Below are 25674 nucleotides of genomic sequence, written 5' to 3' on the forward strand. Positions count from 1 at the left end.
TTCGGCATGGCTGACTCCAGTGCGACGCTCACTCTGACCGACACGCGCGCAGGGATCGCGGGCGGCCTGATCCAGGCGATCGCGGGGGAGAGCGCGCGGTTGCGGCCCGATCAGGAGACGGCGGTCGCCGCCCTGTGCGAGGCGGGCGCGCGAGTGCTGGTCGTCCAAGCGACCGGGTGGGGGAAGTCGGCTGTGTACTGGGCGGCGACCGCGATTCGCCGGGCCGAGGGGGCTGGGCCGACGCTTGTCGTGTCGCCGTTGCTGTCGTTGATGCGGGACCAGGTCGCGGCCGCGAGCCGTGCCGGGCTGCGCGCGGCGACACTGAACTCGAACAACATCGACGAATGGTCGAGCATCGAGCACGACCTGCGTTCCGGGGGCATCGACGTACTGCTGGTGTCGCCTGAGCGGCTCGCGAATCCGGGGTTCGGGAGGCGGGTGCTCGACGGGCTGGCCGGCCAGGTCGGGCTGCTGGTGATCGACGAGGCGCATGCGGTGTCGGACTGGGGTCACGACTTCCGGCCGGACTATCGCCGGGTGTCCGACGTACTGCAGCAGCTGAACCCGAAGACCCCGGTTCTCGCGACCACGGCGACAGCGAACTCACGCGTCACCGACGACGTCGCGCATCAGTTGGGCGAGTCCACGCTGGTACTGCGAGGTCCGCTGGCGCGATCGAGCCTGCAGCTGGCGGTGGTCGATGCGCTGTCGCCGCTGGATCGGTTCGCGTGGGTCGTCGATCACCTGCCGAAGCTGCCGGGATCCGGGATCGTCTACACGCTCACCGTGGCCGACGCGCAGCGGCTGGCGGCGACCATCCAGGAGGTCCACGGGCGCGATGTGCCAGTGGCGGCGTACACGGGCGGGTTGGAGGCGGGGGAGCGGGAGAGTCTCGAGGACGCGCTGCGCGCGAACCAGTTGAAGGCGCTGATCGCGACCTCGGCGCTCGGCATGGGCTACGACAAGCCGGACCTGGGGTTCGTGGTGCACGTCGGATCGCCGCCGTCGCCGGTGTCGTACTACCAGCAGGTCGGGCGGGCCGGGCGTGGCATCGACCACGCGATTGTGGCGCTGCTGCCATCGGACGCGGATGCCGGTGTGTGGGACTACTTCGCGACCGCGACCATCCCTGTTCCGGAGAACGTGAATCGTCTGCTGCAGGCGCTCGAAGGCTACGGGCCTGATCAGCCGGCCACTGTTCCCATGCTCGAGGCGGAGACCGGACTGCGCCGGACGCGGGTCGAGTTGATGCTGAAGCAGTTGGCGGTCGACGGTGCGGTCGACCGGGTCGAGCGCGGCTGGGTGCGGACCGGCGTGGAGTGGAGCTTCGACGCCGCGCACTACGACGGGATCGTCGCGGTACGGCGGCGCGAGGCGGACATCATGCGCGCCTACACGCGTGGCGACCGTTGCCTGATGCAACTGCTCCAGGAGTCGCTGGACGACCCGTCGGCCGAGCCGTGCGGGCGATGCTCGGTCTGTCTCGGGGCGTTGCCGGATCCGCTGCTGCCTTCGGCGCAGGCGGAGACGGTGGCGACGGTCATCCGGTTGTTGCGCGGCGAGGTGCATGTGCTGGAGCCGCGGAAGATGTGGCCGGGTGGCGCGTTCGGTGCGAAGGGGCGCATCCCCGCGGAGCTGATGGCCGAGCCCGGCCGGAGCCTCATCTACGCCGACGCTCCCGAATGGCGCGAGGTCCTCCGTGCCACCCTCAACGCAGATGCCGAGCTCCCGGCCGAGCCTCTCGAAGCCTTGAAGTCCGGCGCTGTCGCCGCGCTGTCGCGCTGGCGCAGCAGCTGGTCGGGTCGCCCCGAGGTCGTTGTACCGCTGCCGGCCGCGGGCCACGGCCGACTGACCTCGGCACTCGCCGACCACGTCGCATCCGTCGGCCACCTGGACCTCGCCGAGCTCACGATCAACCCGACCGGCTTCACCGACGACCTGTCCTCAGCCGAGGAGGCCAAGGTCTGGCGGGACGGCCTCCACGTCGACGACCAGACCGCACAGTCGGTCACGGGCCGCACCGTACTTCTCCTCGTCGACGCCAGTTCCTCCCAGTGGCCCGTCACCGTCGCGGCCGCCAAGCTCCGCGAATCCGGTGCGGCAGCAGTCCTCCCACTTCTCATCCACAAGCGTCCGTAGGGACTACTTCACGGCCGCGAGTTCAGGGGTGGATTCGACGAAGGACTTGAGGTCGGACAGCAGTGCGACCCAGCCCTCGCTGACCATCTCGCGGATGGCGCTGCCCGGCCCGAAGCCGCTGTGGACGACGGTCAGCTTGACCTGGTCGCCGGTCGGCACGAGCTCGAAGGTCGCCGTGGACAGCGGCTCGGCGCTGGCTCTGCGGTAGAGGTCGTCATCCATCTCCACCGCCTTGGCGAACTCGGGCGTCATGTGATGCCAGGCGTAGGACAGCCGCGTGTAGGGGTCGTGCTCCAGCACGACCTGGCCCGGCCCAGCCATCGTGACGTCACCCTGGTGCCAGACCAACTCGGAGCCGGCGGTCCAGTCGGTCTCGAACTGGACGCCCCAGTACTGCTCGGTGAACTTCGGGTCGGTCAGTGCCTGCCACAGCCGCTCCGGCGTGGTCTTGATGTACGTGGTGTAGACGAAGTCGTTGTCGCCCATGGTTTCGGCCTCCAGAACCGTCTTGAGATCGGCGAACAGCTCGACCCGCCGGCGGTCGTACCGGTTGATCCAGCGCTCGGCGATGGCGTTGATCGGCTCGGCGTTCAGGTGGTGCAGCTTCTCCCGGCCCCGCCACACGGTGGTGACGAGGTTCGCCGTCTCGAGGACGGTGAGGTGCTTGCTCACCGACTGCCGGGCCATGTCGAGGCCGGCGCAGAGCTCTCGCAGCGTCTGGCCGTTGCGCGCGTTCAGCATGTCGAGCAACTGCCGGCGGCTGGGGTCGGCCAGGGCGCGGAACACCTCGTCGTCCATCGCACTCCGATCGGGATATGCAGCCGTCTGGCTGCATGACGACAATAGGCAGCCAACCGGCTGCATGTCAATGCTCGAATCCGATTGACGTGCACTGGAGGATGAGCGGGTGGAGATCAAGAGCCTCGGCTACCGGACCGATCTGTTGCTACTGGAGCTGAGCGACAGCGAATTCCATGACGCCGGTGAGTACGTCGTGATCCGGACGCCGGCGAACCCGACGTACTGGTGGGGGAACTTCCTGCTGTACCGCTCGATCTTCGCCGCCGGTGACGTGAAGTCCCGGCTGGAGACGTACCGCGCCGAGTTCCCGGCCGGGAAGCATGTTGCCTTCGGCATCGACAGCGTCGACGGCGAGATCGGCGCCGAGGACGAGGTCGCCGCCGCCGGCTTCACGGTCGACCGGAACGTGGTGATGACCGCGAGTCACGTCGTCGCACCCCACCGGCCCAATGACGAGTCGACGTACCGGTTCATCACCAGTGACGACGACTGGGAGCAGGTGACCCAGCTCGGCCTGGCGACCGCGACGATGGAGGTCGACGACGGGTACGTCGAGTTCACCCGGCGCAGGGACGCGGCGCATCGTGCGCTGGTGGAGGCCGGGCACGGGAAGTGGTTCGGCGCATTCGACGATGACCGGTTGCAGAGCTCGCTCGGGCTGATGTTCGACGGCAAGGGTCTCGCCCGATTCCAGCACGTGCAGACCCACCCGGACGACCGCAACCGTGGCATCGCGAGCACGCTGGTCCACCACGCGTCGACGTACGGGCTGACCGACGGTGGTGCGCGGACGCTGGTGATGGTGGCGGACCCGGAGTACCTCGCGATCAGGCTGTATCGCGCGCTCGGCTTCCAGGACACGGAAACCCAGCTGCAGTTCACCCTGCCGCCTGCTTCGTGAGGCATGGCAGGGTAGGGGCATGACTGGTACTGACGGACGGCGCGGGGTCGCTCTGATCACCGGTGGGAGCCGCGGCATCGGTGCAGCGGCGTCGATCGCTCTGGCGGCCGACGGCTGGGACATGGGCGTGAACTACCGAACTCGTGCGGACGAGGCAGCACGCGTCGTGAAGGCGTGCGCGCGGCTCGGCCGGCGCGCGGTCGCTGTCCAGGCCGACGTGCTCGAGGCGGACCAGATCGAGCACCTCTTCGACACCGTCGCCGCCGCACTCGGGCCGATCGGTGCCGTGATCAACAATGCCGGCATCGTCTCGCCGTTGGGCCGGGTGGCAGAGTACGACGCCGAACGGCTGGACCGGGTGTTCCGGATCAACTCGATCAGCGCCTTCCTGGTCGCGGGCGCCGCGGTACGGCGGATGTCCACGGCGTACGGCGGTACCGGGGGCGTGATCGTCAACGTGTCGTCGCGAGCAGCCGTGCTCGGCTCGGCGGGCGAGTACGTCGACTACGCCGCGAGCAAGGCCGCCGTCGATGCGCTCACGATCGGCCTGGCGAGCGAGGTGGCGGAGGAGGGCGTTCGCGTCCTCGGCGTCCGCCCCGGACTGATCGAGACCGACATCCACGAGCCCGGCCGGCTGGACCGCATCGGAACCACGCCGCCACTGGCCCGCCCTGGCAAGCCGGAGGAGGTTGCCGAGGCGATCGCCTTCCTCGCTTCCGATCGCTCCTCCTACATGACCGGCACCACCCTCGACGTCTCCGGCGGCCGCTGACCGCCAGAGCTGTTGCCGGAAGGAGGTGTGGCGTGGGGTTGCGGCCGGTGGATCTGGCGCGGCGGGCTGGGGTCTCAACACAGTTGGTGCGCAACTACGAGGCGGCCGGGATCCTGCCGCCGGCGCCGCGGAGTGCGAGCGGGTACCGCCAGTACGGCGATGAGCATCTGACCGCGCTGTTGACCTATCGGGCGCTGGCACCTGGGTTCGCGCCTGAGGTGGCGACGTCGATCATGCAGGCCGTACATGCGGGGAATCACGAGCTGGCCTACCGGCTGGTCGACGCCGCGCATGCCGGACTCCACCAGCAACGGCTGGCGACCGATGAGGCCAGCGAGGCGCTCCGGGCGATGGCGGCCGAGTTCCTGGACGAGACACCGGCCAATGGTCCGTCGTTGCTGGTCGGTGAGCTGGCGCATCAGCTGGGAGTGCGTACCTCGGCGCTGCGGGTCTGGGAGGCGGCTGGGCTCCTGTCGCCGACGCGGGAGCCCGGGACGAAGTACCGGAAGTACGGACCGGAGCAGATCCGTGATGCCCGGATCATCCACATGCTGCGGCAGGGACGCTACTACTTCGAGCAGATCAGGCCTGTCCTCGACGGCCTCCGTCGTACCGGCAGCACCGAGGCTCTTCGCAGTGCGATTGCCGAGCGCCGGGTCGCGCACAACCGTCAGACGAATGCGATGCTCCACGGCGCGGCCTTGCTGCACCAGCTCCTCCAGGAGAAGTCAGTGCGGGATGGCCAGATGGGTCGGGGCGGCGCGGCCCCTGACGGTCACCTGGTCACTTGAGTGCCAGTTCTGCGCCTCCGTCGGGACTGCCTCCGAGACGGCGGTCATCGAGGCGATCAGCCGGCCGGGCGTCGACTTGGCGAGTTCGCTGAGGCGGGCGGCTTCGTTCACGGGGTCGCCGATGACCGTGTACTCGTGCCGGCGTACGTCGCCGACCGTGCCCGCGACCACGATGCCGGCGGTGACCCCGATGCCGGCTGTGACCTCGGGCAGCTCGTCGTCGAGCCGGGCGGCCAGCGTGCGGGCGGCCCGGAGAGCACTCCCGGCCGCGTCCGGGAGCTCGGCCGGGGCGCCGAAGATCGCGAGTGCGGCGTCGCCGGCGAACTTGTTGACGAACCCGCCTTGCTGGTCGACCTCGTCGACCACGATCGTGAAGAAGCGGTTCAGCAACTGCACCACCTCGGCCGGTGGGTGCTCGGCGGCCAGCTCCGTCGAGCCGATCAGGTCGACGAAGAGTACGGCGACGAAGCGTTCCTCACCGCCGAGCCGATCACTCGCCAGTGCCTCCTGCACGACATCCGGACCGACGTACCGGCCGAAGACATCCCGGATCCGCTCGCGCTCGCGCAGGCCTTCCGCCATCTGGTTGAAGCCCGACTGCAGCGAGCCGAGCTCGGTACCGTCGAAGACCGGGATGCGGATGTTCAGCTCTCCCTCGCCGATCAGCGTGAGCGCGTTGCGGACCGAGCGCACCGGCGCGACCACCGACCGGGCCGACAGTACGGTGAGCAACCAGCCGTTGCCGATGGCCACGATGCCCAGGGCAAGGATCACGACCGAGAGCCGGGTCGTGGAGAGGTCCTTCTCGAACAGGGCGACGATGGCCGCCAGCATCAGGCCGGCCACTGGTACGCCGGAGCCGACCGCCCAGAAGATCACGATGCGGGCTTTGAGGCCCGCCGCGAGCACCCGGCGCGGCGGTGAGGAGTCGGCCAGCGCCCGCGCGGCGACCGGCCGGAGCGCGAACTCGGTCAACAGGTAGGAGATCGTGCAGGTGATGATCATGCCGTCGAAGACCGTGGCCGCGACGCGGAGCGCGTTCTCCGGCTGGAGGGCGAGTGTCATCGCGGTGAAGATCACCCCGGCGAACGACCAGAGCAGCACCTCGATCAACGTCAGCCGCAGCGGTAGCTGGAGCGTCGCGAGCTGCTCCTTCCGGGTGGCGGGCCGTTCTTCGTCGACCCACCGGGTGACGTGGCGAGTGAGCCGCGTGCTCCAGATGCAGCCGATCGCCACCGCGAGAAGGAAGTACAGCGGGATCACGATCGCCTCGGCGAGCTGGAGCTCGTCGACCAGCGGTGGTCCGGGCAGCACGAAGACGGCCAGCACGAACACGACCGCGGCACCGATCAGGTTGGTGACGATCGAGAAAGTTGTCATCAGCACCTGCAGCCGGAACCGCAGCAGCGTCGTACTCTGGTCGGCCGGTCCGAGCAACCACGATCCGAACGGCCGCCGCTTCAGCACGAGTTCGGGTCGTCCCTCGGACATCATGGTGACAGTCTGCTAGCAACCACCCCGGTTCCCGCAACCGTCTTATTCCTTGGCGAGTCTGGCTACCGTGGATCCATGGCGGTATGGCGGCGTGTCTCGCTGGCTGCTGCGGCGGCAGCCCTGGTCGCCTGCTCGGACAACACCACAACGCGGCCCTCGCCCAGCCCTGCGAGTACGCCGAAGTCTTCGCCGAGCCGTCCGCAACCGACTCCCACCGTCAAAGAAACTCAACCGCTCGTTCTCGTTATTCATCCGACCCGGGCGGCACAGGACATCGACCTGGCGACCGCGAAGGCGATCGCGCGGGGAACGACCAAGTCCTGGCGGGGATTCCGCGTCACATCGTTGCGGGACGCGCAACGATCCACCAGCGCACTCGCCGTCGTGCCTGCTGCCGTGGTCGGGCCGAGTGTGCGGCCGGTGACGGTCGGCGGGATCGACCCGCTGAAGCAACCCGCGCGGTATCCACTTCGCACATCGGGGCCGAAGCCTGCAGGGCCGGTCGTCGACGTGACGTTCGGCGGTGACGTCATGCTCGGCCGACGGGTGGCGACTGCGGCGGCCAGGACCGGTGATGTGTCCGGACCGCTGCGCGTCATCGGACCGAGGCTGGCCGCAGCCGACGTCACCGTCGTGAACCTGGAGAGCACACTGTCCCGGGCAGGAACGGCGCAGCAAGGCGGTGACTCTTTCGCCGCGCCACCAGGCGTGGTGAAGGGTCTGCGGGACGCCGGCGTCGATGTGCTGTCGTTGGCCAACAACCACACCGGCGACTTCCAGGATCGCGCCCTGCTGGAGACGGTCCGGTTGGTGCGAGCCGGCGGCGTCCACCCGGTAGGGGCCGGACGCAACGTCGCGGAGGCTCTCCGCCCGGCGATCGTCGAGCGCGATGGAGTTCGGTTCGGCTTCCTCGCGTTCAACGCGATCGGCGAGACGCCACGCGCGACGTCAACGAGTCCCGGTGCGCTCAGCGTGCGGATGCCGCCACGGACAGGACCGCTGAACGCCGGCGACCTGGCTGCGCTCACGAAGGTCGTGGCAACGGTGAAGTCTGCCGTCGACGTTGTCGTCGTACTGCCGCATTGGGGCCAGCAGTACACGCACACACCCGTTCCGGCGCAGCGGACGGTTGCGTCTGCGCTGACCAATGCTGGGGCGGATCTGGTGATCGGCGGGCATCCGCACTGGGTGCAGGACGTGCAGTTCGCGGCCGGGAAGGTGGTCGCGCACGCGCTGGGCAACCTGGTGTTCGACATGGACTTCTCCCAGCAGACCCAGGAGGGCGTCCTGCTGGAGCTCACCTATTGGGGCAAGTCACTCAAGGCCGCGCGGCTCACGCCGTACGTGATCGGTAGTGACTTCAGCCCGCGGGTCGTGACCGGCGCCCGGGCGGAGCAGATCCTGTCGGACATCCGCTAGCTGTCGAGCCAGGTGGTCACCACACGACCCATCCGGCCGAGCTGGGCGGGCGACACAACCCGAGGGAGGTCGCGGGCGCTGTGATACTCGGCGTACGGCGTGCTTCCCAGCCGGACGCCTGGTAGTCCGGAGCGGACGAACGACCAGTGGTCACTCGACCTGTTCACACACGCTCGACTCGGCACGCGAGCGCGCGCTGCGACCGTCCGAAGCTCGTTCCGCAACGCGACGGCGTTCGCTTGAGCAGAGCAGATCGGTACGACGGTTCCTACGCCGACGCGGTCGAGGGACACCATGCCGCGAAGCGCTCTGCGCTGTGCGGGCGGCAGCGCGGCCACATAGGTGCGCGAGCCGTAGTGGTGGCGGTTGTCGCCGTCGCCACGTGGCTCCTCGGCGCCGAAGGCAACAAAGATGGTCGGGAACCTCGGTGCCCGGCGTTGGTAGAGCTGAGCGGTGCCGAGCAGGACGGAGACGCCCGAAGCGTTGTCCTCGGCGCCGGGTGCCTGGGGGACTGTGTCCAGGTGGGCGCCGACGATGCGGTGCGGCGCTGACGGTGTGAAACCTGGTTTGGCGGCGATCAGGTTCCAGCTGGTCCCGGCGCGGACCGGCACGCCCCAGGAGACCCCTGACGGCACGCGCACAGGCTGACGCGTGGTCTGGTAGCCGGCGGCGCGGAAGCGCTGCTCCAGCCAGGTGAGAGCGCGCAGGTACGCCGGACCGGTCGCCTCACGTGGACCTAGGCCCGCGAGGTGGCCGACCGTCTGCAGTGCGGCGCGGGTGTCGAAGACAGCTGGGGTCGGCCGAGGGGTGGGCGTGGGAGTGGGCGTCGGTCGGGGTTGAGGTGCGCTCGAGGATGGTGCGGGAGAAGGGAGGCGTGGCGGGGTGCTGCTGGTGCACGCGGCGGCCAGCAGGACGAGGATGGCGGCCAACGCGGCCCGCATGTCTCCATGGTGCCGGGCCGCACCAAGACAGCAGTGTTTTGGCACGGTGGTGCTGTTGGCTCAGATTGGCCGCCTGATCATGCTCCAGCCTGGGTACTGTTCCCCGGACCACCTCTCTCGGGGAGACTCTGTGACGTACGACCGGCATTCCTATGCCGAACCTGCCTTGGTTCGGACCACCCATCTCGACCTCGACCTCGAGCTGGACTTCGACGAGAAGGTGCTGGCCGGCACGGCCACGCACACGCTCGCCTGGACCGGCACCAGTGACCGGCTCGTGCTCGACACGCGGGATCTGACCGTGCTGGCGGTCGAGGGTGCGACGGCCGACGGCTGGGAGCCGCTCGAGTACAGCGTCGCCGTACCCGACAAGGAGCTCGGCGCCGCGCTGACGATCCGCACACCCCAGCACCAGCGGGTGCGCATCAGCTACCGGACCGCGCCGACCGCGACCGGACTGCAGTGGCTGGAGCCGTCCATGACCGCGGGCGGCGTCATGCCGTTCATGTTCAGCCAGTCGCAGGCGATCCACGCCCGCAGCTGGGTGCCGGTGCAGGACACTCCGAGCGTCCGCTTCAGCTACGCCGCTCATGTCACCGCACCGCCCGAGCTGATGGTGCTGATGAGCGCCGACAACGGGACGACATCCCGGCGCACCGGTTCGTACGACGTGGTGATGCCTGAGCCGATCCCGTCGTACCTGCTGGCGATCGCCGCGGGCGACCTGGTGTTCGAGCCGATCGGTGAGCGGTCCGGCGTGTGGGCCGAGCCGGAGATGGCCCGGCGGGCGGCGACCGAGTTCGCCGACACCGAGGAGATGATGCGGGTCACCGAGGCGCTCTTCGGGCCGTATCGCTGGGGCCGCTACGACATCCTCGTGCTGCCGCCGTCGTTCCCGTACGGCGGCATGGAGAACCCGCGGATGACGTTCGCGACGCCGACCGTGGTGATCGGTGACAAGTCGCTGGTCAGCGTGGTCGCGCACGAGTTGGCGCACAGCTGGTCCGGCAACCTGGTCACCCAGGACAGCTGGGACGACATCTGGCTGAACGAGGGCTTCACGTCGTACGTCGAGAACCGGATCGTCGAGGCGGTCTACGGCACCGAGTTCGCGGTGATGGAGACGGCGATCAAGCAGCATGCGACCGTGGTGAAGCTGGACCCGCTGACGCCGGCCGAACTGGCGGTGGAGCTGCCCGGGCTGAATCACCGGTCCGAGTACCACGGCACGACGTCGTGCGGCCCGCTGAAGGGGTCGTGGTTCCTGTCCTGGCTCGAGGAGCGGTTCACGCGCGAGGTGTTCGACCCGTTCCTGCGTGGCTACTTCGACCGGTTCGCGTTCCGCAGCATCAACTCCGAGGACTTCGTGGCGCACCTGCGCGAGCACCTGCTGGAGCCGCACCCGGGCGTGGTGACGGACGCCGAGGTCGCGGCATGGCTGGACGAGGCAGGCATTCCGGCGTTCGCGGCGCGGGCGGTGTCGGAGCGCTTCGAGGCGGTCGACGAGGCGCGGGACAGGTGGCTCGGCACGGGCGAACTGCCGCAGGGCGCGGCGGCGTGGACGACGCAGGAGTGGCTGCGGTTCCTGGACGCGGCGCCGGACGTGCTGGGTGCGGTGCAGCTGCAGCAGCTCGACCGGGAGTTCGGCCTGACCGGTACGGCGAACGGCGAGATCGCCCGCCGCTGGTACCAGATCGTTGCCGCCAGCAGCTACGAGGCGGCGTACGCCGAGCTGGCCGGGTTCCTCACGAACGTCGGCCGCATGAAGCTGGTCCTGCCGGTCTACCGAGCGCTGGCCGGCACCGACCGCGAGTTCGCAGCCGAGGTCTTCGCCAAGGCGCGCCCCGGCTACCACCCCATCACCACCGCCGCCGTCCAGAAGATCCTCGGCGAGTGACCAGGCGAGCTCGGGCTCGCGTAGGCAGACGACGAACCACAGTCGACGATGGCCACCGGAGCCAGCCTCAACGTCGCGGTCGCCGGCCCCCTGGTCCTGTACCGCTTGCTCTAGCACCCACCACCTGATCAGCGTGCAGCTCGACAGGACGTGTCCCCCTGGATTCGACGATTGGCCTGGCCCGTGAGCCTCACCAGTCCGGGGTCACCGGCGACACATCCTGTCGAGCTGCACAGGTCAGAGATACTGCGCTTCGCCGTTGGCGAAGGACCAGTCGGGGGATGCGTTCTCGGTGAGCGTGATGAGGACGTTGCGCGGGTCGGTGCCGGTGTAGTCGTGGACGAGCTCGGCGATCCGGCGGTACATCGCCTGCTTGACCTCGTCAGGTCGGCCGGCTCGCAACGTGATGACGATGAACACGACATCGTCGTCGCGCTCGATGCCGGGGAAGCCGCCGTACCGCAGTGTGCTGGTGGTGCCGTCGTGGCTGGTGAGCACCTGGAAGAGATCGTCGGGCGGGATGCCGATCGTCTCGACCAGCGCGTCGTGCACGGCGCGGCCGAGGCCGGCGAGACGGTCGGGGGCGGCCCGGAGGGCGTCGATCCGGATCAGTGGCATGCCGACATACTAGTAGGTACAGACGTCCAGGGTGCAGCGATGGGTGGTCTCGGTCGGTAGGTAGCCGAGGTGGTTGTTGACTCGCTGCATCGGCAGGTTCGTGCTGACCGTGTCGGTCAGGAGGCCGTCGAGGTCGGGGAAGTGGGTGCGGACCGAGCGGACCTGCTCGGCCTTCATCCACAGAGCGAGACCGCGACCACGATGCGCCGGGAGGACCGCGGTGCCGTAGTGCTGCGCATCGCCCTTGCCGTTCCCCGGTACGACGAGTTCGGTGAAACCCACGATCGTCCCGGTCGACCTGTCCACGGCCGCCACGGTCGAGAGGTGATCACCGCGCTGCTCGATCACCCGGGCCGCGTGCCGGGTCCGCTCCAGATCCCACGTGTCAGCGCCGTACGCGATGTCTCCGGAGGGCGCGTCGTCCATCCCGGACCGCGCGTCCGTGAACGTCTGCGCCAACTCATCGGGCACGACACCTGCCCACGACTGCAACCGGTAGCCCGGGTCCTGAGGAACGATCAGTACGGCGTCGTTGAGGTCGGCCAGCCGCAGACGCGCGTAGACGAGCGTCAGGCCGATCGTGAAACCGCGTGCCGTCAGGAAGTGGTACGCCGGGGAGTCGTCCGGGGTATCGGCCAGGATGGTCCGGACCTCGTGCGCACGGGCCGCGGCGACGACCGCGTCGAGGAGACGGGCGCCGATGCCGCGGCGGCGCTCGGCTGGGTGCACGTTCAGCTCGAGCTCGGCCAGATGGGCATGGGACTCGCGGCTGTTGAGCCGGAGGAAGGCCGATCCGACCGGGTTGCCGTCGGCGTCCGCGGCGAGCCAGGCGATCCGGCGGCTGAACGGCCGGAAGTCAGGATCCGTCAGGGGAGTCAGCGTGATGCTCAAGGCGGCAACATATCGCGCCGGTGGATCACGTGCCCTAAGTGTCCTGAGTCGGGAGTTCGACGTGAGATTTCGGACACTGGCTCGCTCGATCGGCTACCGTGCTTCGGAGCCGACGGGGAGAGGAGCACCGGGTGGATCAGCCGGGTGGGGCCAAGATGCGGACGATCGGTGCGGACCATGTCGCCTTGCGCGAGCAGGTACTGACGGAGCTGCGTCGCCGGATCGTGGACGGCGAATACGGGCAGGGCGAGCGGCTGACCGAGACCCGGCTCGCGGACGACTTCGGGGTGTCGCGCAACCCGGTGCGTGAGGCGCTGCGGGTGGTGGAGGCCGAGGGCTTCGTCCAGATCCTGCCGCGGCGTGGTGCGGTGGTCGCCACCCTCGACGACACCGCCGTGCGCGACCTGTTCGCCGTACGGCAGCAACTGGAGACGCTGGCCGCCGGACTCGCGGCGGAGCGCGCGGACGCCGCCGACGTCGCGCAGTTGCAGCGGCTGCTCGAGGACGCGAACAAGGCGAGTGAGGCCAAGGATTTCGACCAGCTCGCCGAGCTGAACAGCGCGTTCCACCGCGCGGTGATCGAGGTCAGCGGCAACCGCTGGCTGCACTCGATCTCGACAGCGATGTATCACCACGTCCACTGGGTGTTCCGCGTCGGCGCCGCCCAGCGGGCGCCACACTCCACGGAAGAGCACATTCGCCTGGTCGACGCCATCGCAGCCAAGGATCCGGACGCCGCCAGCACCGCAGCCGCCCTGCACGTGGCGGCTGCGGCGAAGGCGGCTCTAGGTCAGCGTCCTACCGCATAGCCCTGCATCCCGCGCGGGTTGGCGGCCGCGGCCAGCACGCCGTCGGCCTCCTTGCGTACGGCGCACAGCCGGCCGAGGCTCCACGCATCGCCTTCGGTGACGACGTGCCCGCGCCGTACCAGCTCGTCGCGCACGGCTGAGCCGAGGCGGCTCTCCATCACCAGACCGCCCGGCTCGGTCGCCCTCGGGTAGAACGACGACGGGAAGCCCGTGGTGTGCCAGGCGGGTGCGTCGATCGCCTCCTGCAGATCCATACCGGCGCCGAGGTGCCGCAGCAGGAAGAGCAGCTGCCACTGGTCCTGCTGGTCGCCACCCGGCGAACCGCAGGCCATCACCGGCTGCCCGTCGCGCAGTACGAGCGTCGGCGTGAGTGTGGTCCGCGGACGCCTGCCGGGTGCGAGCGACGCGGGCAGTCCATCCTCGAGCCAGAACATCTGTGCCCGGCTGCCGAGACAGAACCCGAGCTCCGGAATCGTCGGCGACGACTGCAGCCAACCGCCGCTGGGCGTGGCGGAGATGATGTTGCCCCAGCGGTCGATCACGTCGACGTGGCAGGTGTCGCCCCGCGTCACCCCGTCCGAGGAGACGGTCGGCTCACCGGTCGTGGCGTCGCCGAGGTCATTGCCCACGGCAATCGAATGCAGCACGGGCTTCCGGCCGTCCGGATGGCCGGGACGAAGCTCGCGCGTTGCCTCCGGGCCGACCAGCTTCGCCCGCTCCGCGGCGTACGCGGGGGAGAGGAGGGTCTTCAGCGGTACGTCGGCGTCGTCGCCGTACCAGGCCTCGCGGTCGGCGTACGACAGCTTCATCACCTCGACGGTGGTGTGTACGCCGTCCGCGCTGTCCAGGTCGACGTCGCCGAGCTCGGCCAGTACGGCGAGCGACTGCAGCAGAGCCGGACCTTGCCCCCAGGGTCCGGTCTTGGCGACGGTGTAGCCGTTCCAGTCCAGCGTGGCCGGGTCCTCCCAGGTCGCCTGGAACGCGGCCATGTCGTCGCCCGTGATGAGTCCGGCGTGGTCCTCGCCGCTGGAGTCTCGATGCGGCAGCTTGGAGAACTTGTCGACTGCCTCGGCGACGAAGCCTTCACGCCAGGTCTTGCGGGCCTGCTCGACCTGCGCCTGCCGATCCGCGCCGGCCGCTTCGCCCTCGGTGAGCAGTCGCTCGAGGGTGGCGGCGTACGCCTCGTTGCGGAACATGCCGGTCGGCGGTCGCCCGTCACGCAGCCACAGTGCGGCAGACGTCTTCCAGTTCTCCTCGAAGAGCTCCTGCACGGTGCTGACCGTCTCACCGACCCGCGGCACCAGCGGGTGGCCGTTGCGGGCGTAGTCGATGGCCGGCTCGAGTACGACGCGCAGCGGCAGTGTCCCGTGGTCGTGCAGCAGGAGCAGCCAGGCGTCGACTGCACCCGGTACCGTCGCAGCCAGCGGTCCAGAGCCGGGTACGAGCGTCAGGCCGAGCGAGGTGTAGTGGTCGATCGTCGCGCCGGCCGGAGCGACGCCCTGACCGCACAGCACGCGCGGTGTGGGGTTGTCGGCGGTCGCGATGATCCCCGGAACCTCACCACCTGGGCCGTTGAGGTGCGGCTCCACCACGTGCAGCACGAACCCCGCGGCCACGGCGGCGTCGAACGCATTGCCTCCGAGCTCGAGGATGCGCATCGCCGACTGAGACGCCAGCCAGTGCGTGGACGAAACCATCCCGAACGTGCCGCGCAGCGTGGGCCGGGTGGTGAAGGTCATCGGGCAACTCCCTCTCCAGTACGAACATCGGGACCGGTGCCGTTGTCGTCGACCAGATGACAGGCGACCTGGTGTCCACCTTCTCCGATCACGCGCGGCTCCGGGATGACTGTCCGGCATGTGTCGACCGCTACCGGACATCTGGTGTGGAATCGGCACCCGGACGGCGGGTCGATCGCCGACGGCAGGTCGTCACCGAGCAGTACGGGCCTCCGCGCCCGCTGCTCGGCCGGATCGGGCACGGGCGCCGCGGACAGCAGCGCCTGCGTGTAGGGATGCGCCGGTACGCCGAAGATGCGCGAACGCGGGCCTTGTTCGACCAGCTGCCCCAGGTACATCACGGCGACCTCGTCGGCCAGGTACTCGACCGCGGACAGGTCGTGAGTGATGAAGAGGCAGGCGAAGCCGAGGTCGCGCTGAAGGTCGGCGAGCAGGTTGAGGACCGACGCCTGGACCGACACGTCCAGTGCGCTCGTCGGTTCGTCCGCGACCAGCAGACGCGGCTCTGAGATCAGAGCGCGAGCGATGCTGACGCGCTGACGCTGCCCTCCGGACAGCTCGTGTGGTGAGCGCTGGGCGACCTCTGGGCGCAGTCCGACGCGACGCAGCGACTCGGACACCTTGGCTGAGATGTCTTTGCGGTGCATGAGCCGCAGTGGCTCTCCGACGATGTCTCCGACGGACAGCCGCGGGTCGAGCGAGCCCGCTGGGTCCTGAAAGACGATCGACACGTTCCGGCGGTGTGGACGCAACTGCCGGCGGGTGAGGTGCGTGACATCGGCATCGGCGAGTCGGACCGTCCCACCGGTCGGCTCCAGCAGCCGGACGATGCAGCGCCCCACCGTGGACTTCCCGGAGCCGCTCTCACCGACCAGAGCGACCACAGAGCCTTGGCGGATCCGCAGGGTCACCCCGTCGACCGCCCGGACCGGACCGAAGTGCATGACGAGGTCTTCTACCTCCAGAGCGAGGGTGCTCATCGGACCTCCACTGATTCTCTGACCGGGTTCCAGCATGCGACCCGGTGGTGACCAGGGGTCAGGTCCGGCTCGGTCGCCGTACAGGTGTCGATTGCTCGCGGGCAGCGGTCGGCGAAGGTGCAGGCGTCCGGCTGTTGGGTGAGGACCGGCACCAGACCAGGGATCTCGTTCAGCCGATGGCTCTCCGCATGGCGCCCGGCGGCGGGTGAGGCACCGAGCAGGCCGGACGTGTAGGGGTGCTGCGGATGCGCGAACAGTTCGTGCACATCGGCTGTCTCGACGACGCGTCCGGCGTACATGACCGCCACTCGGTCGGCGAGGTCCGCGACCACTCCGAGGTCGTGCGTGATCAGGACGATGCTGGTCCCGAGCCGTTCGCGCAGTTCGCGCAGTACGTCGAGGATGCCGGCCTGGATCGTCACGTCGAGCGCGGTGGTCGGCTCGTCGGCGATCAGTACCTTCGGATCGCAGGCGACCGCCATCGCGATCATCACGCGCTGGCGCATGCCGCCGGACAGTTGGTGCGGGTAGTCGCTGATGCGGCGCTCGGCCGACGGGATGCCGACGAGCTTGAGAAGCTCGATCGAGCGGTCCCGGGCAGCCTGCCGGTTCAGTCCGATGTGCGTACGGAGGACCTCGCCGATCTGGCGCCCGACTGTGAAGACCGGGTTCAGCGACGTCATCGGCTCCTGGAAGATGTACGCCACCTCGCGGCCGCGGATCGTACGGAGCGTGCGTTTGTCGGCGCCGATCAACTCGACGCCGTCGAGCCGTACCGAGCCGCCGACCGTGGCGGTACGGGGGAGCAGCCCGGCCAGACTCATCGCGGTGACGCTCTTTCCGCAGCCCGACTCGCCGACGACCGCGAGGACCTCGCCGTCGCCGACCTCGAAGCTGACGCGGTCGACAGCCGACACCAGGCCGTCCTCGGTCCGGAAGGTGATCGAGAGGTCGTTCACCTGGAGAACCGGAGCTGTGGTGATTCCTGCGGTCATCGGCGGCTCGCTTTCGGGTCGAGCGCGTCGCGCAGGCTGTCGCCGACGACGTTGAACGCCAACGTCAGCAGCATGATCGCGACGCCGGGCATCACCGCGGCCCACGGTGCGCGGGACGCGAACTGCTGCGCATCGGCCAGCATCGTGCCGAGGCTGGGTGCCGGTGGCTGGATGCCGAGACCGAGGAACGACAGCACCGCCTCGCCCAGGATCGCGGCCGGGAGCCCGACCGTGGTCTGGACGATGACCACTGAGGCTGCGTTCGGGAGGATGTGCCGGCCCATCACCCAGACATCTCCGGCGCCCTCGACGATCGCGGCCGCGACGAAGTCCAGTGACTTGAGCCGCAAGGTCTCGGATCGAACGATCCGGATCATGCCGGGGATCTGCGCGATCCCGATCGCGATCGCCGCGTTGCCGAGGCTGGCACCGCGGATCGCGGCCAGTCCGACCGCCAGGATCAGGAACGGGAACGCGAGCACCAGATCGGTCATGCGAGAGATCAGCGCGTCGATCGCCCGGAAGTACCCGGCCAGCAATCCGAGGGGTACGCCGACCACGAGCGACGTCGCAACCGCGAGCAGGGCGACGTGGAGCGAGGCTCGCAGACCGAACATGATCCGGGACAGCACATCGCGGCCGAGGTCGTCGGTGCCGAGCAGGTGTCCCGGCGTACCCGGGGGCGCGAAGGCCTGACCGAGATTCGTCTGGGTCGGCTCGTGCGGTGCCAGCCAGGGCGCGAACACCGCCAGGATCACCGCGATCACGAGCACCACGAGACCGCTGATCGCGAGCGGGTTGCGGAGGATCCGCCGTACCACCTTGCTGCGGTTGCTGCGCAGCGGCGTACCGGCGGTGATTGCTTCGGCGACGGCCATCACGCGTCACCTCGCACGCGGATGCGCGGGTCGATCACGGAGTACAGCAGGTCGACCAGCAGATTGATCACGATGTACGCCGTCGCGGTCACCAGGACGACCGCCTGGATCACGGGGTAGTCGCGCTGGAAGACCGCATCGACGGTGAGCTTGCCGAATCCCGGCAGGGCGAAGATGCGCTCGGTGACGACCGCGCCGGAGATCAACGCACCGAGCTGCAGGCCGACGATCGTGACCACCACGATCAGGCTGTTGCGTAAGGCATGTTTGCCGATCACCGACTTGGGTGGCAGGCCCTTCGCCTCGGCCGTCCGGATGTAGTCGGCCGAGAGGGCGTCGAGCATCGACGATCTGGTCTGCCGCATGATGACCGCGGCGAGACCGGTGCCGAGGATCAGCGCGGGCAGGACCAGGTGGTGCAGGTTGCCGGCCGGGTCGCTGAAGAACGGTACGAATCCGGACGCCGGGAAGAGGCCGAGGGCAACGGACAGGTACAGGATCGCCATCAGGCCGAGCCAGAAGTGCGGCACCGACAGGCCGAGCAACGCCAACGCGTTGGCAGCCCACTCGGCCGGACGGCCGCGGCGGACAGCCGCGACCACCCCGGCGCCGACACCGATCAGGCTGGCGATCAGGATCGCCAGCACGGACAGCTCGATCGTCACCGGCAACGCACTACCGATCATCCCGCGCACCGGCGCACCGGTCCGGATCGACTGGCCCAGGTCGCCCCGGGCCGCGTGACTGACGAACTGCCAGAACTGCACGAGCCACGACTGGTCCAGCCCGTACTGCTCCCGGATCGCCCGCAACGACTCCGGATCCCGGTCCTCACCGGCGAGGGCGAGCGCCGGGTCACCCGGCAACGCCCGTACGCCGGCGAAGACCACGATCGTTGCCAGCACCAACGTGACGGCCGACTGCCACAGCCGATGGAAGAGGTATCGCCTCACGAACCCCACCACCTCGCCCGTTCCCGCCGCCCGCAGGCGGAGAGAACGCTCACTTGGCGAATCCGGCGAACGCCGTCCGGATCACGCCGTCCGGGAACGTCTGGACACCCAGGAGCTTCTTCGAGACGCCGGTCAGGTTGCGCTGGCGGTACATGTAGATCAGCGGGTCGTCCTCCTGCAGCTTGCTCACGACATCGCCGTACAGCTTGATCCGCTGCGCCTTGTCGGTCGACTGCCGCGCGTCGGTCAGCAGCTTGTCCACGTCGGGGCTGCTGTAGCCGGCGACGTTCTGGCTGCCTTCCGAGCCGACGAAGTTGTAGATGTTCGCGTCCGGGTCGACCCGGCCGGACCAGCCGAGCTGCAACAGCTCGAACTCACCACGGTCCTGCTGGTCGAGCAGTGACGCGTACTCGACCGGCTTGATCTCCAGCTCGAACCCGCCGTCCTTCACCATCGCCTGCAGCGCCTGCGCGAGCCGCAGACTGTCCGGGTTGTTGGAGGTGATCATGCTGACCTTGTACGGCGTGGGCACGCCGGCGTCGGCCAGCAGTTGCTTCGCCTTCGCCGGGTCGTGCGGCGGGCAGACCTGCGCGGCGTCGGAGGTGAACTCGCTCTTCGGTGAGACAGGCGAGCAGGCGACCGTGTTCAGCCCGTTGAAGATCGTCTTCACCAAGGCCTCCCGGTCGATCGACAGCGCCAGCGCCTGCCGGACCCGCGGGTCCTTCGCGATCGGGGTGTCGAGCGGCTTGAGCGGCTTGCCGATGCCGTTCGCGTTCGCGACGTTGATGGTCAGGCCCTGGTACCCCAGCGACTGCGACTGCAGCACGGTCATCGTGCTGTCCTTCTGCAGCTGCGGCGCGTCCTGCGTCGACAGCGAGTCGGCGATCTGCGCGTCACCGGACTTCAGGTTGGCCGAACGGATGCTGGAGTCGGTGATGATCCGGTACTCGATCGCGTCCAGGTGCACCTTGGCGGCGTCGTAGTACAGCGGGTCCTTGACCACCTTGATCGAGTTCTGCGCGACCCGGCTGGCGAACTTGAACGGTCCGACACACACCGGTGCGTTGGAGAAGTTCGCGCCGAGCTTCGACACCGCGGCCGGGCTCAGCACCATACCGGCCCGGTCGGCCAGCGCGGCGGTCAGCGGGGCGAACGGCTTCGACAGCTTGATCACCACGGTGTTCGGGTCCGGCGTCTCGATCGAGGTGATCGGGCCGAGTTCGCTCTTGCGGCCGGAACCGGCGATCGTCAGGCCGCGCTCGATCGAGATCTTCACCGCGTTCGAGTCCATCGTCCCGCCGTCGGCGAACTTCACGCCCTGCTTCAGCGGGATGGTCAGGCTCAGCCCGTCGGCCGAGATGGTCGGCAGCGCGGTGGCCAGTTGCGGCACGACCTTCGCGTCCGGGCCGAGGTCGTACAGCTTCTCGCACATGGTGTGGAAGACGTAGCGCGAGTACAGGCTGCGCGACAGCGACGGATCCAGCTTGTCCGGGTCCGCGGACAGCGCGACCGTGAGCGTGCCGCCCTGCTTGACCTGTGCCGGGTCGGCCGGGTCGCCGAACACGTCTTTGCCCTCCGCCGACTGGGTTTCCCCGCCCCCGTCATTGCCGGCCGGCTCGACGGGAGAACAAGCCGTTCCGACGAGCGCGAGCGCGATCACCCCCACCATGGTTCCGGCGACCATCGGGCGGCGGTAGCTCCTGCTGGAGCGGTTCAGTAAGGACGGAAGTCGACGAGTCATCGCGTGCTCCTGAGTAGGCGGTCCTGTCGACTGTTTCATGTATACAAGGCAGGTGCGCAAGTGATTCGGCGAGTTTGGCTGAACCTTTTACGACCGCCTGCCGTAGTCACTGCCGAACGCCCGAGTGCCGACCGCCGCGAGGCCGCCGGAGACTGTGTTACGCCCCGGCGGCCCCGCGGTCGATCAGGTCGTCACTGGATACGTGAGGTCACCAATGGGCGGTCGCTGATCACCGAGGGCGAGCGCCATCAGGTTCGGTCCGTCGTACTGCGGATGATGGATACCGAACTCGGTCGCCTGCCGGAATCCGAACCTCGGGTAGTACGTGTCGTGACCGAGCACGATGACAGTCTGCTCATCACGATCACGCGCGGTGTCGAGCGCCGCGATGACCGCCGCGCTCCCTGCGCCTTGTCTCTGGTACGCCGGAAGTACGGCAACCGGACCCAGGGACACGATCGGGGTGTCGCCGACGTGGGCGCGGGTGAGCACCGCGTAGGCAACCGGTCGGTCGTCCGGGGTGGTTGCCACGAGCGACAACCCCGGCAGGATGGCGCTCGGGTCCGAACGCAAGGCATCGAGGAAGTCGACCTCGAACTGGCGGCCGAAGGCCTGCCAGGTGATGTCACGGACCGTGTCGGCGTCGGCCGGCGTCTCGGCGCGGGTGTTCCAGGTGATGGACAACGGAGAATCCCTTTCGGGCAAGGGGTTCCGCCGGTCTTGGTCAGACAGAACCCGGGGTGAGTTGGATGAGCGTGTCGGCTGCCGGGCGTGCGGCAGCACTCGTTCGCGCCGACATCAACTCACCTCCTCGATGCTCCGAAGTTCCCGCCACCTTAGCCACGTTGTCAGGTGGCCGCACCGGATTTACGACTCGGTGGCCAGGGCGGTAAGGGGATCGGTCGTGGCGGGCGCCGTTGGGGTCCAGGTGTCGTCGACCAGGCGGTACGCGTGCCAACGGCCGTGGTGGTCGAGTCTGAGCTGGGTGTCCCGCCCGAGGACGAGTTGGTTGCCGAGGACCTGGATGGTGAGCTCGTCGTCGGCGGCAAGCAGTTCGGTCCGGGCGCGGGCGAGCTCGGCGGGATCGGGTGTCCAGGTGTGCTCGAGGACGTCGAGGCCGGGCGCTCCGCCGTACCGCCAGGCTTGGATGCCCAGGGCAAGCTCTTCGCTCCGCCCGGTTGCGTTGGCCAGAGCGTCACTTAACTCGGGGAAGTCCGCGGCCAGTCGTACGGCGTCCTGCCATTCGTCGAGCCTCTGCGGCTCGCCGGCGCCGCTGAGAAGCGCACTCAACAACGCGCGAGCCCGCCGAGCGGCGTCCAACACGAGCAGCGGCAACAGAGTCGGCCCGAAGCCTGCGGGCGCCTCGATCCCAGTGACCGCCAGCTCGTCGATGACGACCTTCCCCGGCAGGTCCGGAACGTCGGGCAGCGCGCCGACCGGAGTCGCGAGTACGTCGTGCAGTGACGCGCCGGCTTCGTCAGCTTCGTCAGCCGGTGCCGTCTGGCTCCTCGTTTGCAATTGGTCGAGCAAGTCGTCGCGGGAGGTGCCGCGGAGAAGGAGGAGGACGAACGGGTCGGAGTCGAGTAGCCAGGCAACTTGGTAGCAGAGGGCGGCCGCGTGCCGGCAGGGGAGTTCCCAGCCGTCGCAGGTACAGCTGGGGTCGAGGTCGCCGATACCGGGGAGCAGCGAGACGCCCGCGTCGGCGGCCGCTTCCACCAGGTCGTGCGGCATCTCACCGTCGAGGAGCGCGGCGATGTGACCTGCGCGAGCGGCTACCTGGTCGAGGAAGCGGCTCCAGTCGGAGTCACTCAACTCATCGACGTGAACGACGGCCTCGAAGGTGTCGTCGGGGGAGTAGACGGTCGCCGCGATCCGGCCCGGGCTGATCGTGATCGTCCCGACCTGACCGGAGTTCGCGTACCGCCGTCCCTTCCGCAGCTGGTCCGCATCGAGCGAGGTGTCCTCGAGTGCCTGCACCCACGTCCGCGCCCACCACGACCGTCCTTGAGTACTCCGCCGCTGTGCCGGAAAGGCAGGAAATCCCTGAGCCTCCGTCATCGTGCACCTCTTAGCTCAACGAGGTCGGCGAGTTCGGTGTCGGAGAGTTCGGTGAGGGCCGCCTCGCCGCCGGTCAGGACGGCTTCGGCGAGTTCACGCTTGCTGCTCAGCATCGTGGCGATGCGGTCCTCGATGGTGCCTTCGGCAATCAAGCGGTGCACCTGCACAGGCCGCGTCTGCCCGATCCGGTACGCGCGGTCCGTCGCCTGATCCTCGACCGCCGGATTCCACCACCGGTCGTAGTGCACGACGTGATCCGCCCGGGTCAGGTTCAGCCCGGTCCCGGCCGCCTTCAACGACAGCAGGAACACCGGCACCTCGCCGTCCTGGAACCGCTCGACCATCTCCTCACGCTTCGGCACCGGCGTCCCACCATGCAGCAGTTGCGTACCGATGCCGCGGTCGGCCAGATGCCGCTCGAGCAGCCGCGCCATCGCGACGTACTGCGTGAAGACCAGGACCGCGCCGTCCTCGGCCACGATCGTCTCCAGCAGTTCGTCCAGCAGTTCGAGCTTCCCGGACCGTCCGTTCAGGCGCGCGTCGTCGCCCTCCTTCAGGTACTGCGCCGGGTGGTTGCAGATCTGCTTGAGTCCGGTCAGCAGCTTCACGATCAGCCCGCGCCGAGCCATCCGGTCGCTGGCCTGCACCTCCGTCATCAGCTCGCGAACCGTTGCCTCGTACAACACCGCCTGCTCACGCGTGAGGGACACCGGCTGATCGGTCTCCGTCTTCGGCGGCAACTCGGGCGCGATGCCGGGATCGGACTTGCGGCGCCGGAGCAGGAACGGCCGCACCAGCTTCGCCAGCCGCTCCGCGACCTCCTCGTCCTTGTCCGCCTCGATCGGCGCTGCCCACCGATTCCGGAACGTCCCGAGCCGGCCGAGCAGACCGGGCGTCGTCCAGTCGAGGATCGCCCACAGCTCGGACAGGTTGTTCTCTACCGGGGTGCCGGTCAACGCCACCCGCGCCTGCGACGGCACGGTCCGCAAGGCCTTCGCCGTACTCGACGAGGGGTTCTTCACATGCTGTGCCTCGTCGGCAACGACCATCGCCCACCGATGACCAGCCAGCCGTACGGCGTCGCGCCGCAAGGTGCCGTATGTCGTCAGCACGAAGCCGTGCTCGGCGTCGTCGAGTGATCTCGAGGAGCCGTGGAAGCGACGTACCGGGGTGCCTGGTGCGAAGCGCTGGACCTCGCGCTCCCAGTTGCCGAGCAGGGACGCCGGACAGACCACGAGGGTGGGGCCTGCGGTGGCGGTCGACTCCTGGCGGTGCAGGTGGAGCGAGATGAGAGTGATCGTCTTGCCCAGACCCATGTCGTCGGCCAGGCAGCCGCCGAGTCCGAGCGAGGTCATCCGGGAGAGCCAGCGCAGACCGCGGAGCTGGTAGTCGCGGAGGGTGGCGTGCAGGCCGGCCGGTGCCTCGACCGGTTCGTCGGCGCGGTCCGGGTCGGCGATCCGGGCGCGCAGATCCGCGAGCCAGCGCGTCGGCTCGATCGTGACTTGGCGGCCGTCGATCTCGGCGCTGCCGGTGAGTGCGGCGCTGAGCGCGTCGATCGCGGTGACCGGTTTGAGGATCCGCTCGCGGGCCTTCCGAGCCAGGTCGGGGTCGATCAGCATCCACTGGTCACGAAGTCTGACCACCGGTCGGGTCGCTTCGGCCAGTTGGTCCATCTCTGCCTCGGTCAGTGGCTCGCTGTCAGGGTCATTGCCGAGGGCAACCTGCCAGCTGAAGTCGAGGGTGGCGTCGCCGCCGAAGAAGCTCGGCAGGTCGCTGGGCGGTCCGTCCGACGACGTGATCGCGGCCCGAGCGGTCAGCGCACGCCCGAGGCTCCGCGGCCAGTGCAGGTCCACCCCGGCTGCCGTCAGCCGCTGCGCCGATCCCGCCAGCAGCTCACCGACCTCCTCGTCGGCCAGCTCCATCCGATCCGGTACGGCGGAGTCCAGGAGGCGACCCAAGGGTGTCCACACGCGGGCGGCCCGCCGGATCGCCAGCGTCGCATCGAGCCGCGCCCGTGGACCGAACCCGGCGACGTCCTCGGCCCAAACGTCGTACGCGTCCCGCACCAGAGTCGGGTCCTTCAGGCTGTGCAGCTGCACTACCGCCGAGAACGCCAGTGAGTCGGCCATCTCGATCCGCAACGAGATCCGCACCCCGGTGTCCAAACCCACCGACACCTCGTCGGCCCACGACCGCAACCGCTCCGCCCGCTGCGGGGTGGACGCCGCGAACAACCCGGTCTGATGTGCCTTCGCAGCAGCGGGCGATCGCGGCATCCCATCCGCAACCGCATCCACGAACGCCCGCACCAGATCCTCGGCAACAGGCAACCGCACCCCACCGCCACCGACAGCACCGATCGGCGCCGGACCACCCGACGGGGGAGCGGGCGGGATTGGTTCGAGGGGGAGGGCTCGGGCTGACGGTGGCATGGCTTCGGCTAGTTCGAGGAGGCGGGTGACATCGCCCGCATCGAGCGGACCGGCGCGCCAGGCGTCGTGGCCGGCCGGGGAGACGCCGGGAAGAAGCTTGCCCCGGGCCACCAACTGCAGTGCGATCAACGAGGCGCCGCCCCAGAACGCGGCCGACGGATGAGCGCCGGGCGCGCGCCGCGCGCGGCCGAGCACCGGTACGGCCTCCGCGACGGTCAGCTCGATCGCGCGGACCGAGCGCGGCTCCGCGTCGACGACCAGCTCCAACTCCGTCTGCTCCCCAACGCCCAGCGGAAGCTGCCCACCGTCCGGGTCCCAGAACGCGATCCGGCCTTCCCGAGGCGGGTCAGCCGGCTTGAACACCACCGCACACCCCACCAGATCCTGCTGCCCCGTACTCGCCAACCCGACGTCCTCCCTCACCA

The 25674-nt window shown here is 69.0% G+C and carries 21 protein-coding genes; 7 read left to right on the top strand and 14 right to left on the bottom strand.

Translation table 11 applies throughout. The features are described from left to right. Positions 1-6 precede the first annotated feature (6 nt). Positions 7-2139 (top strand): RecQ family ATP-dependent DNA helicase, encoded by a 2133-nt coding sequence (locus OG817_RS14475; protein ID WP_406054932.1) that lies wholly within the window; start codon positions 7-9, stop codon positions 2137-2139. A 3-nt stretch (positions 2140-2142) separates the two neighbouring features. Here OG817_RS14475 and OG817_RS14480 read toward each other — a convergent pair whose 3' ends face one another. Then, complete coding sequence (locus OG817_RS14480; protein ID WP_406054934.1) at positions 2143-2937, bottom strand: ArsR/SmtB family transcription factor; 795 nt, start codon at positions 2935-2937, stop codon at positions 2143-2145. A gap of 109 nt (positions 2938-3046) precedes the next feature. On the opposite strand from OG817_RS14480, the gene OG817_RS14485 reads away from it, so the two are divergent. From OG817_RS14485 to OG817_RS14495, 3 genes are read left to right on the top strand one after another with little or no spacing between them, the layout of a single operon-like run. After that, the gene (locus tag OG817_RS14485; protein ID WP_406054936.1) at positions 3047-3841 is read left to right on the top strand and encodes a GNAT family N-acetyltransferase; all 795 of its coding nucleotides are present in this window, start codon (positions 3047-3049) and stop codon (positions 3839-3841) included. Between the two features lie 19 nt (positions 3842-3860). Beyond that, positions 3861-4613 carry an SDR family oxidoreductase gene (locus tag OG817_RS14490; RefSeq protein ID WP_406054938.1) on the top strand — a complete coding sequence of 251 codons (753 nt, stop codon included), beginning with the start codon at positions 3861-3863 and terminating at the stop codon, positions 4611-4613. Positions 4614-4645: 32 nt separating this feature from the next. Next, positions 4646-5404, top strand: a complete 759-nt coding sequence (locus tag OG817_RS14495) for a TioE family transcriptional regulator (RefSeq protein ID WP_406054940.1) — start codon at positions 4646-4648, stop codon at positions 5402-5404. Here the strand turns inward: OG817_RS14495 and OG817_RS14500 are convergent. Beyond that, complete coding sequence (locus tag OG817_RS14500) at positions 5342-6895, bottom strand: adenylate/guanylate cyclase domain-containing protein (RefSeq protein WP_406054942.1); 1554 nt, start codon at positions 6893-6895, stop codon at positions 5342-5344. The two genes, OG817_RS14495 and OG817_RS14500, sit on opposite strands and share 63 nt — an antisense overlap. A 78-nt stretch (positions 6896-6973) precedes the next feature. Here OG817_RS14500 and OG817_RS14505 point away from each other — a divergent pair, with 78 nt between their 5' ends. Then, positions 6974-8317 carry a CapA family protein gene (locus tag OG817_RS14505; RefSeq protein WP_406054944.1) on the top strand — a complete coding sequence of 448 codons (1344 nt, stop codon included), beginning with the start codon at positions 6974-6976 and terminating at the stop codon, positions 8315-8317. Here the strand turns inward: OG817_RS14505 and OG817_RS14510 are convergent. Then, entirely contained in the window at positions 8314-9258 is a 945-nt protein-coding gene (locus tag OG817_RS14510; RefSeq protein ID WP_406054946.1) for a M28 family metallopeptidase, read from the bottom strand. The genes OG817_RS14505 and OG817_RS14510 overlap by 4 nt on opposite strands. A gap of 130 nt (positions 9259-9388) precedes the next feature. Here OG817_RS14510 and OG817_RS14515 point away from each other — a divergent pair, with 130 nt between their 5' ends. Beyond that, a complete protein-coding gene (locus OG817_RS14515; protein ID WP_406054948.1) occupies positions 9389-11155 on the top strand; it encodes a M1 family metallopeptidase in 1767 nt (588 codons plus the stop codon). A gap of 237 nt (positions 11156-11392) precedes the next feature. Here the strand turns inward: OG817_RS14515 and OG817_RS14520 are convergent, their stop codons facing one another. Together OG817_RS14520 and OG817_RS14525 are read right to left on the bottom strand one after the other, a co-directional pair. Beyond that, positions 11393-11773, bottom strand: a complete 381-nt coding sequence (locus OG817_RS14520; RefSeq protein ID WP_406054950.1) for a tautomerase family protein — start codon at positions 11771-11773, stop codon at positions 11393-11395. Positions 11774-11782: 9 nt separating this feature from the next. Next, positions 11783-12664 carry a GNAT family N-acetyltransferase gene (locus tag OG817_RS14525; RefSeq protein WP_406054952.1) on the bottom strand — a complete coding sequence of 294 codons (882 nt, stop codon included), beginning with the start codon at positions 12662-12664 and terminating at the stop codon, positions 11783-11785. Between the two features lie 131 nt (positions 12665-12795). Between OG817_RS14525 and OG817_RS14530 the strand changes: the two genes are divergently transcribed. Continuing rightward, entirely contained in the window at positions 12796-13473 is a 678-nt protein-coding gene (locus OG817_RS14530) for a GntR family transcriptional regulator (RefSeq protein WP_406054954.1), read from the top strand. Here the strand turns inward: OG817_RS14530 and OG817_RS14535 are convergent. The 9 genes from OG817_RS14535 to OG817_RS14575 all read right to left on the bottom strand — a co-directional run bounded on the left by OG817_RS14535 (position 13455) and on the right by OG817_RS14575 (position 25672). Continuing rightward, positions 13455-15212 (bottom strand): gamma-glutamyltransferase family protein, encoded by a 1758-nt coding sequence (locus tag OG817_RS14535; protein ID WP_406054956.1) that lies wholly within the window; start codon positions 15210-15212, stop codon positions 13455-13457. The genes OG817_RS14530 and OG817_RS14535 overlap by 19 nt on opposite strands. Next, positions 15209-16192: an ABC transporter ATP-binding protein gene (locus tag OG817_RS14540; protein WP_393390023.1), complete on the bottom strand. Its 984-nt coding sequence runs from the start codon at positions 16190-16192 to the stop codon at positions 15209-15211. The genes OG817_RS14535 and OG817_RS14540 overlap by 4 nt, the downstream gene beginning before the upstream one ends. Continuing rightward, the gene (locus tag OG817_RS14545) at positions 16189-17187 is read right to left on the bottom strand and encodes an ABC transporter ATP-binding protein (RefSeq protein ID WP_406054959.1); all 999 of its coding nucleotides are present in this window, start codon (positions 17185-17187) and stop codon (positions 16189-16191) included. Before OG817_RS14545 ends, OG817_RS14540 begins: the two co-directional genes overlap by 4 nt. Then, complete coding sequence (locus OG817_RS14550) at positions 17184-18065, bottom strand: ABC transporter permease (protein WP_406054961.1); 882 nt, start codon at positions 18063-18065, stop codon at positions 17184-17186. Before OG817_RS14550 ends, OG817_RS14545 begins: the two co-directional genes overlap by 4 nt. Next, positions 18065-19018, bottom strand: a complete 954-nt coding sequence (locus OG817_RS14555; RefSeq protein WP_360447047.1) for an ABC transporter permease — start codon at positions 19016-19018, stop codon at positions 18065-18067. The genes OG817_RS14550 and OG817_RS14555 overlap by 1 nt, the downstream gene beginning before the upstream one ends. A gap of 49 nt (positions 19019-19067) precedes the next feature. Beyond that, positions 19068-20759, bottom strand: coding sequence for an ABC transporter substrate-binding protein (locus OG817_RS14560; RefSeq protein ID WP_406054963.1), 1692 nt, complete (start codon positions 20757-20759; stop codon positions 19068-19070). Positions 20760-20942: 183 nt separating this feature from the next. Further along, a complete protein-coding gene (locus tag OG817_RS14565; protein ID WP_406054965.1) occupies positions 20943-21443 on the bottom strand; it encodes a GNAT family N-acetyltransferase in 501 nt (166 codons plus the stop codon). A gap of 183 nt (positions 21444-21626) precedes the next feature. Then, positions 21627-22817 carry an SWIM zinc finger family protein gene (locus OG817_RS14570; protein ID WP_406054967.1) on the bottom strand — a complete coding sequence of 397 codons (1191 nt, stop codon included), beginning with the start codon at positions 22815-22817 and terminating at the stop codon, positions 21627-21629. Continuing rightward, positions 22814-25672 carry a DEAD/DEAH box helicase gene (locus OG817_RS14575; RefSeq protein ID WP_406054969.1) on the bottom strand — a complete coding sequence of 953 codons (2859 nt, stop codon included), beginning with the start codon at positions 25670-25672 and terminating at the stop codon, positions 22814-22816. The genes OG817_RS14570 and OG817_RS14575 overlap by 4 nt, the downstream gene beginning before the upstream one ends. Positions 25673-25674: the final 2 nt, after the last annotated feature.

This window comes from Kribbella sp. NBC_00889 (assembly GCF_045207705.1).
In the GTDB taxonomy this organism is placed as follows: domain Bacteria; phylum Actinomycetota; class Actinomycetes; order Propionibacteriales; family Kribbellaceae; genus Kribbella.

What these genes read in the sequence shown, in the direction of transcription:
- OG817_RS14535 (WP_406054956.1), bottom strand. Translation starts at nt 15,212, where the DNA reads ATGACCTTCACCACCCGGCCCACGCTGCGCGGCACGTTCGGGATGGTT.
- OG817_RS14480 (WP_406054934.1), bottom strand. Translation starts at nt 2,937, where the DNA reads ATGGACGACGAGGTGTTCCGCGCCCTGGCCGACCCCAGCCGCCGGCAG.
- OG817_RS14500 (WP_406054942.1), bottom strand. Translation starts at nt 6,895, where the DNA reads ATGTCCGAGGGACGACCCGAACTCGTGCTGAAGCGGCGGCCGTTCGGA.
- OG817_RS14520 (WP_406054950.1), bottom strand. Translation starts at nt 11,773, where the DNA reads ATGCCACTGATCCGGATCGACGCCCTCCGGGCCGCCCCCGACCGTCTC.
- OG817_RS14475 (WP_406054932.1), top strand. Translation starts at nt 7, where the DNA reads ATGGCTGACTCCAGTGCGACGCTCACTCTGACCGACACGCGCGCAGGG.
- OG817_RS14570 (WP_406054967.1), bottom strand. Translation starts at nt 22,817, where the DNA reads ATGACGGAGGCTCAGGGATTTCCTGCCTTTCCGGCACAGCGGCGGAGT.
- OG817_RS14560 (WP_406054963.1), bottom strand. Translation starts at nt 20,759, where the DNA reads ATGACTCGTCGACTTCCGTCCTTACTGAACCGCTCCAGCAGGAGCTAC.
- OG817_RS14545 (WP_406054959.1), bottom strand. Translation starts at nt 17,187, where the DNA reads ATGACCGCAGGAATCACCACAGCTCCGGTTCTCCAGGTGAACGACCTC.
- OG817_RS14550 (WP_406054961.1), bottom strand. Translation starts at nt 18,065, where the DNA reads ATGGCCGTCGCCGAAGCAATCACCGCCGGTACGCCGCTGCGCAGCAAC.
- OG817_RS14490 (WP_406054938.1), top strand. Translation starts at nt 3,861, where the DNA reads ATGACTGGTACTGACGGACGGCGCGGGGTCGCTCTGATCACCGGTGGG.
- OG817_RS14505 (WP_406054944.1), top strand. Translation starts at nt 6,974, where the DNA reads ATGGCGGTATGGCGGCGTGTCTCGCTGGCTGCTGCGGCGGCAGCCCTG.
- OG817_RS14510 (WP_406054946.1), bottom strand. Translation starts at nt 9,258, where the DNA reads ATGCGGGCCGCGTTGGCCGCCATCCTCGTCCTGCTGGCCGCCGCGTGC.
- OG817_RS14540 (WP_393390023.1), bottom strand. Translation starts at nt 16,192, where the DNA reads ATGAGCACCCTCGCTCTGGAGGTAGAAGACCTCGTCATGCACTTCGGT.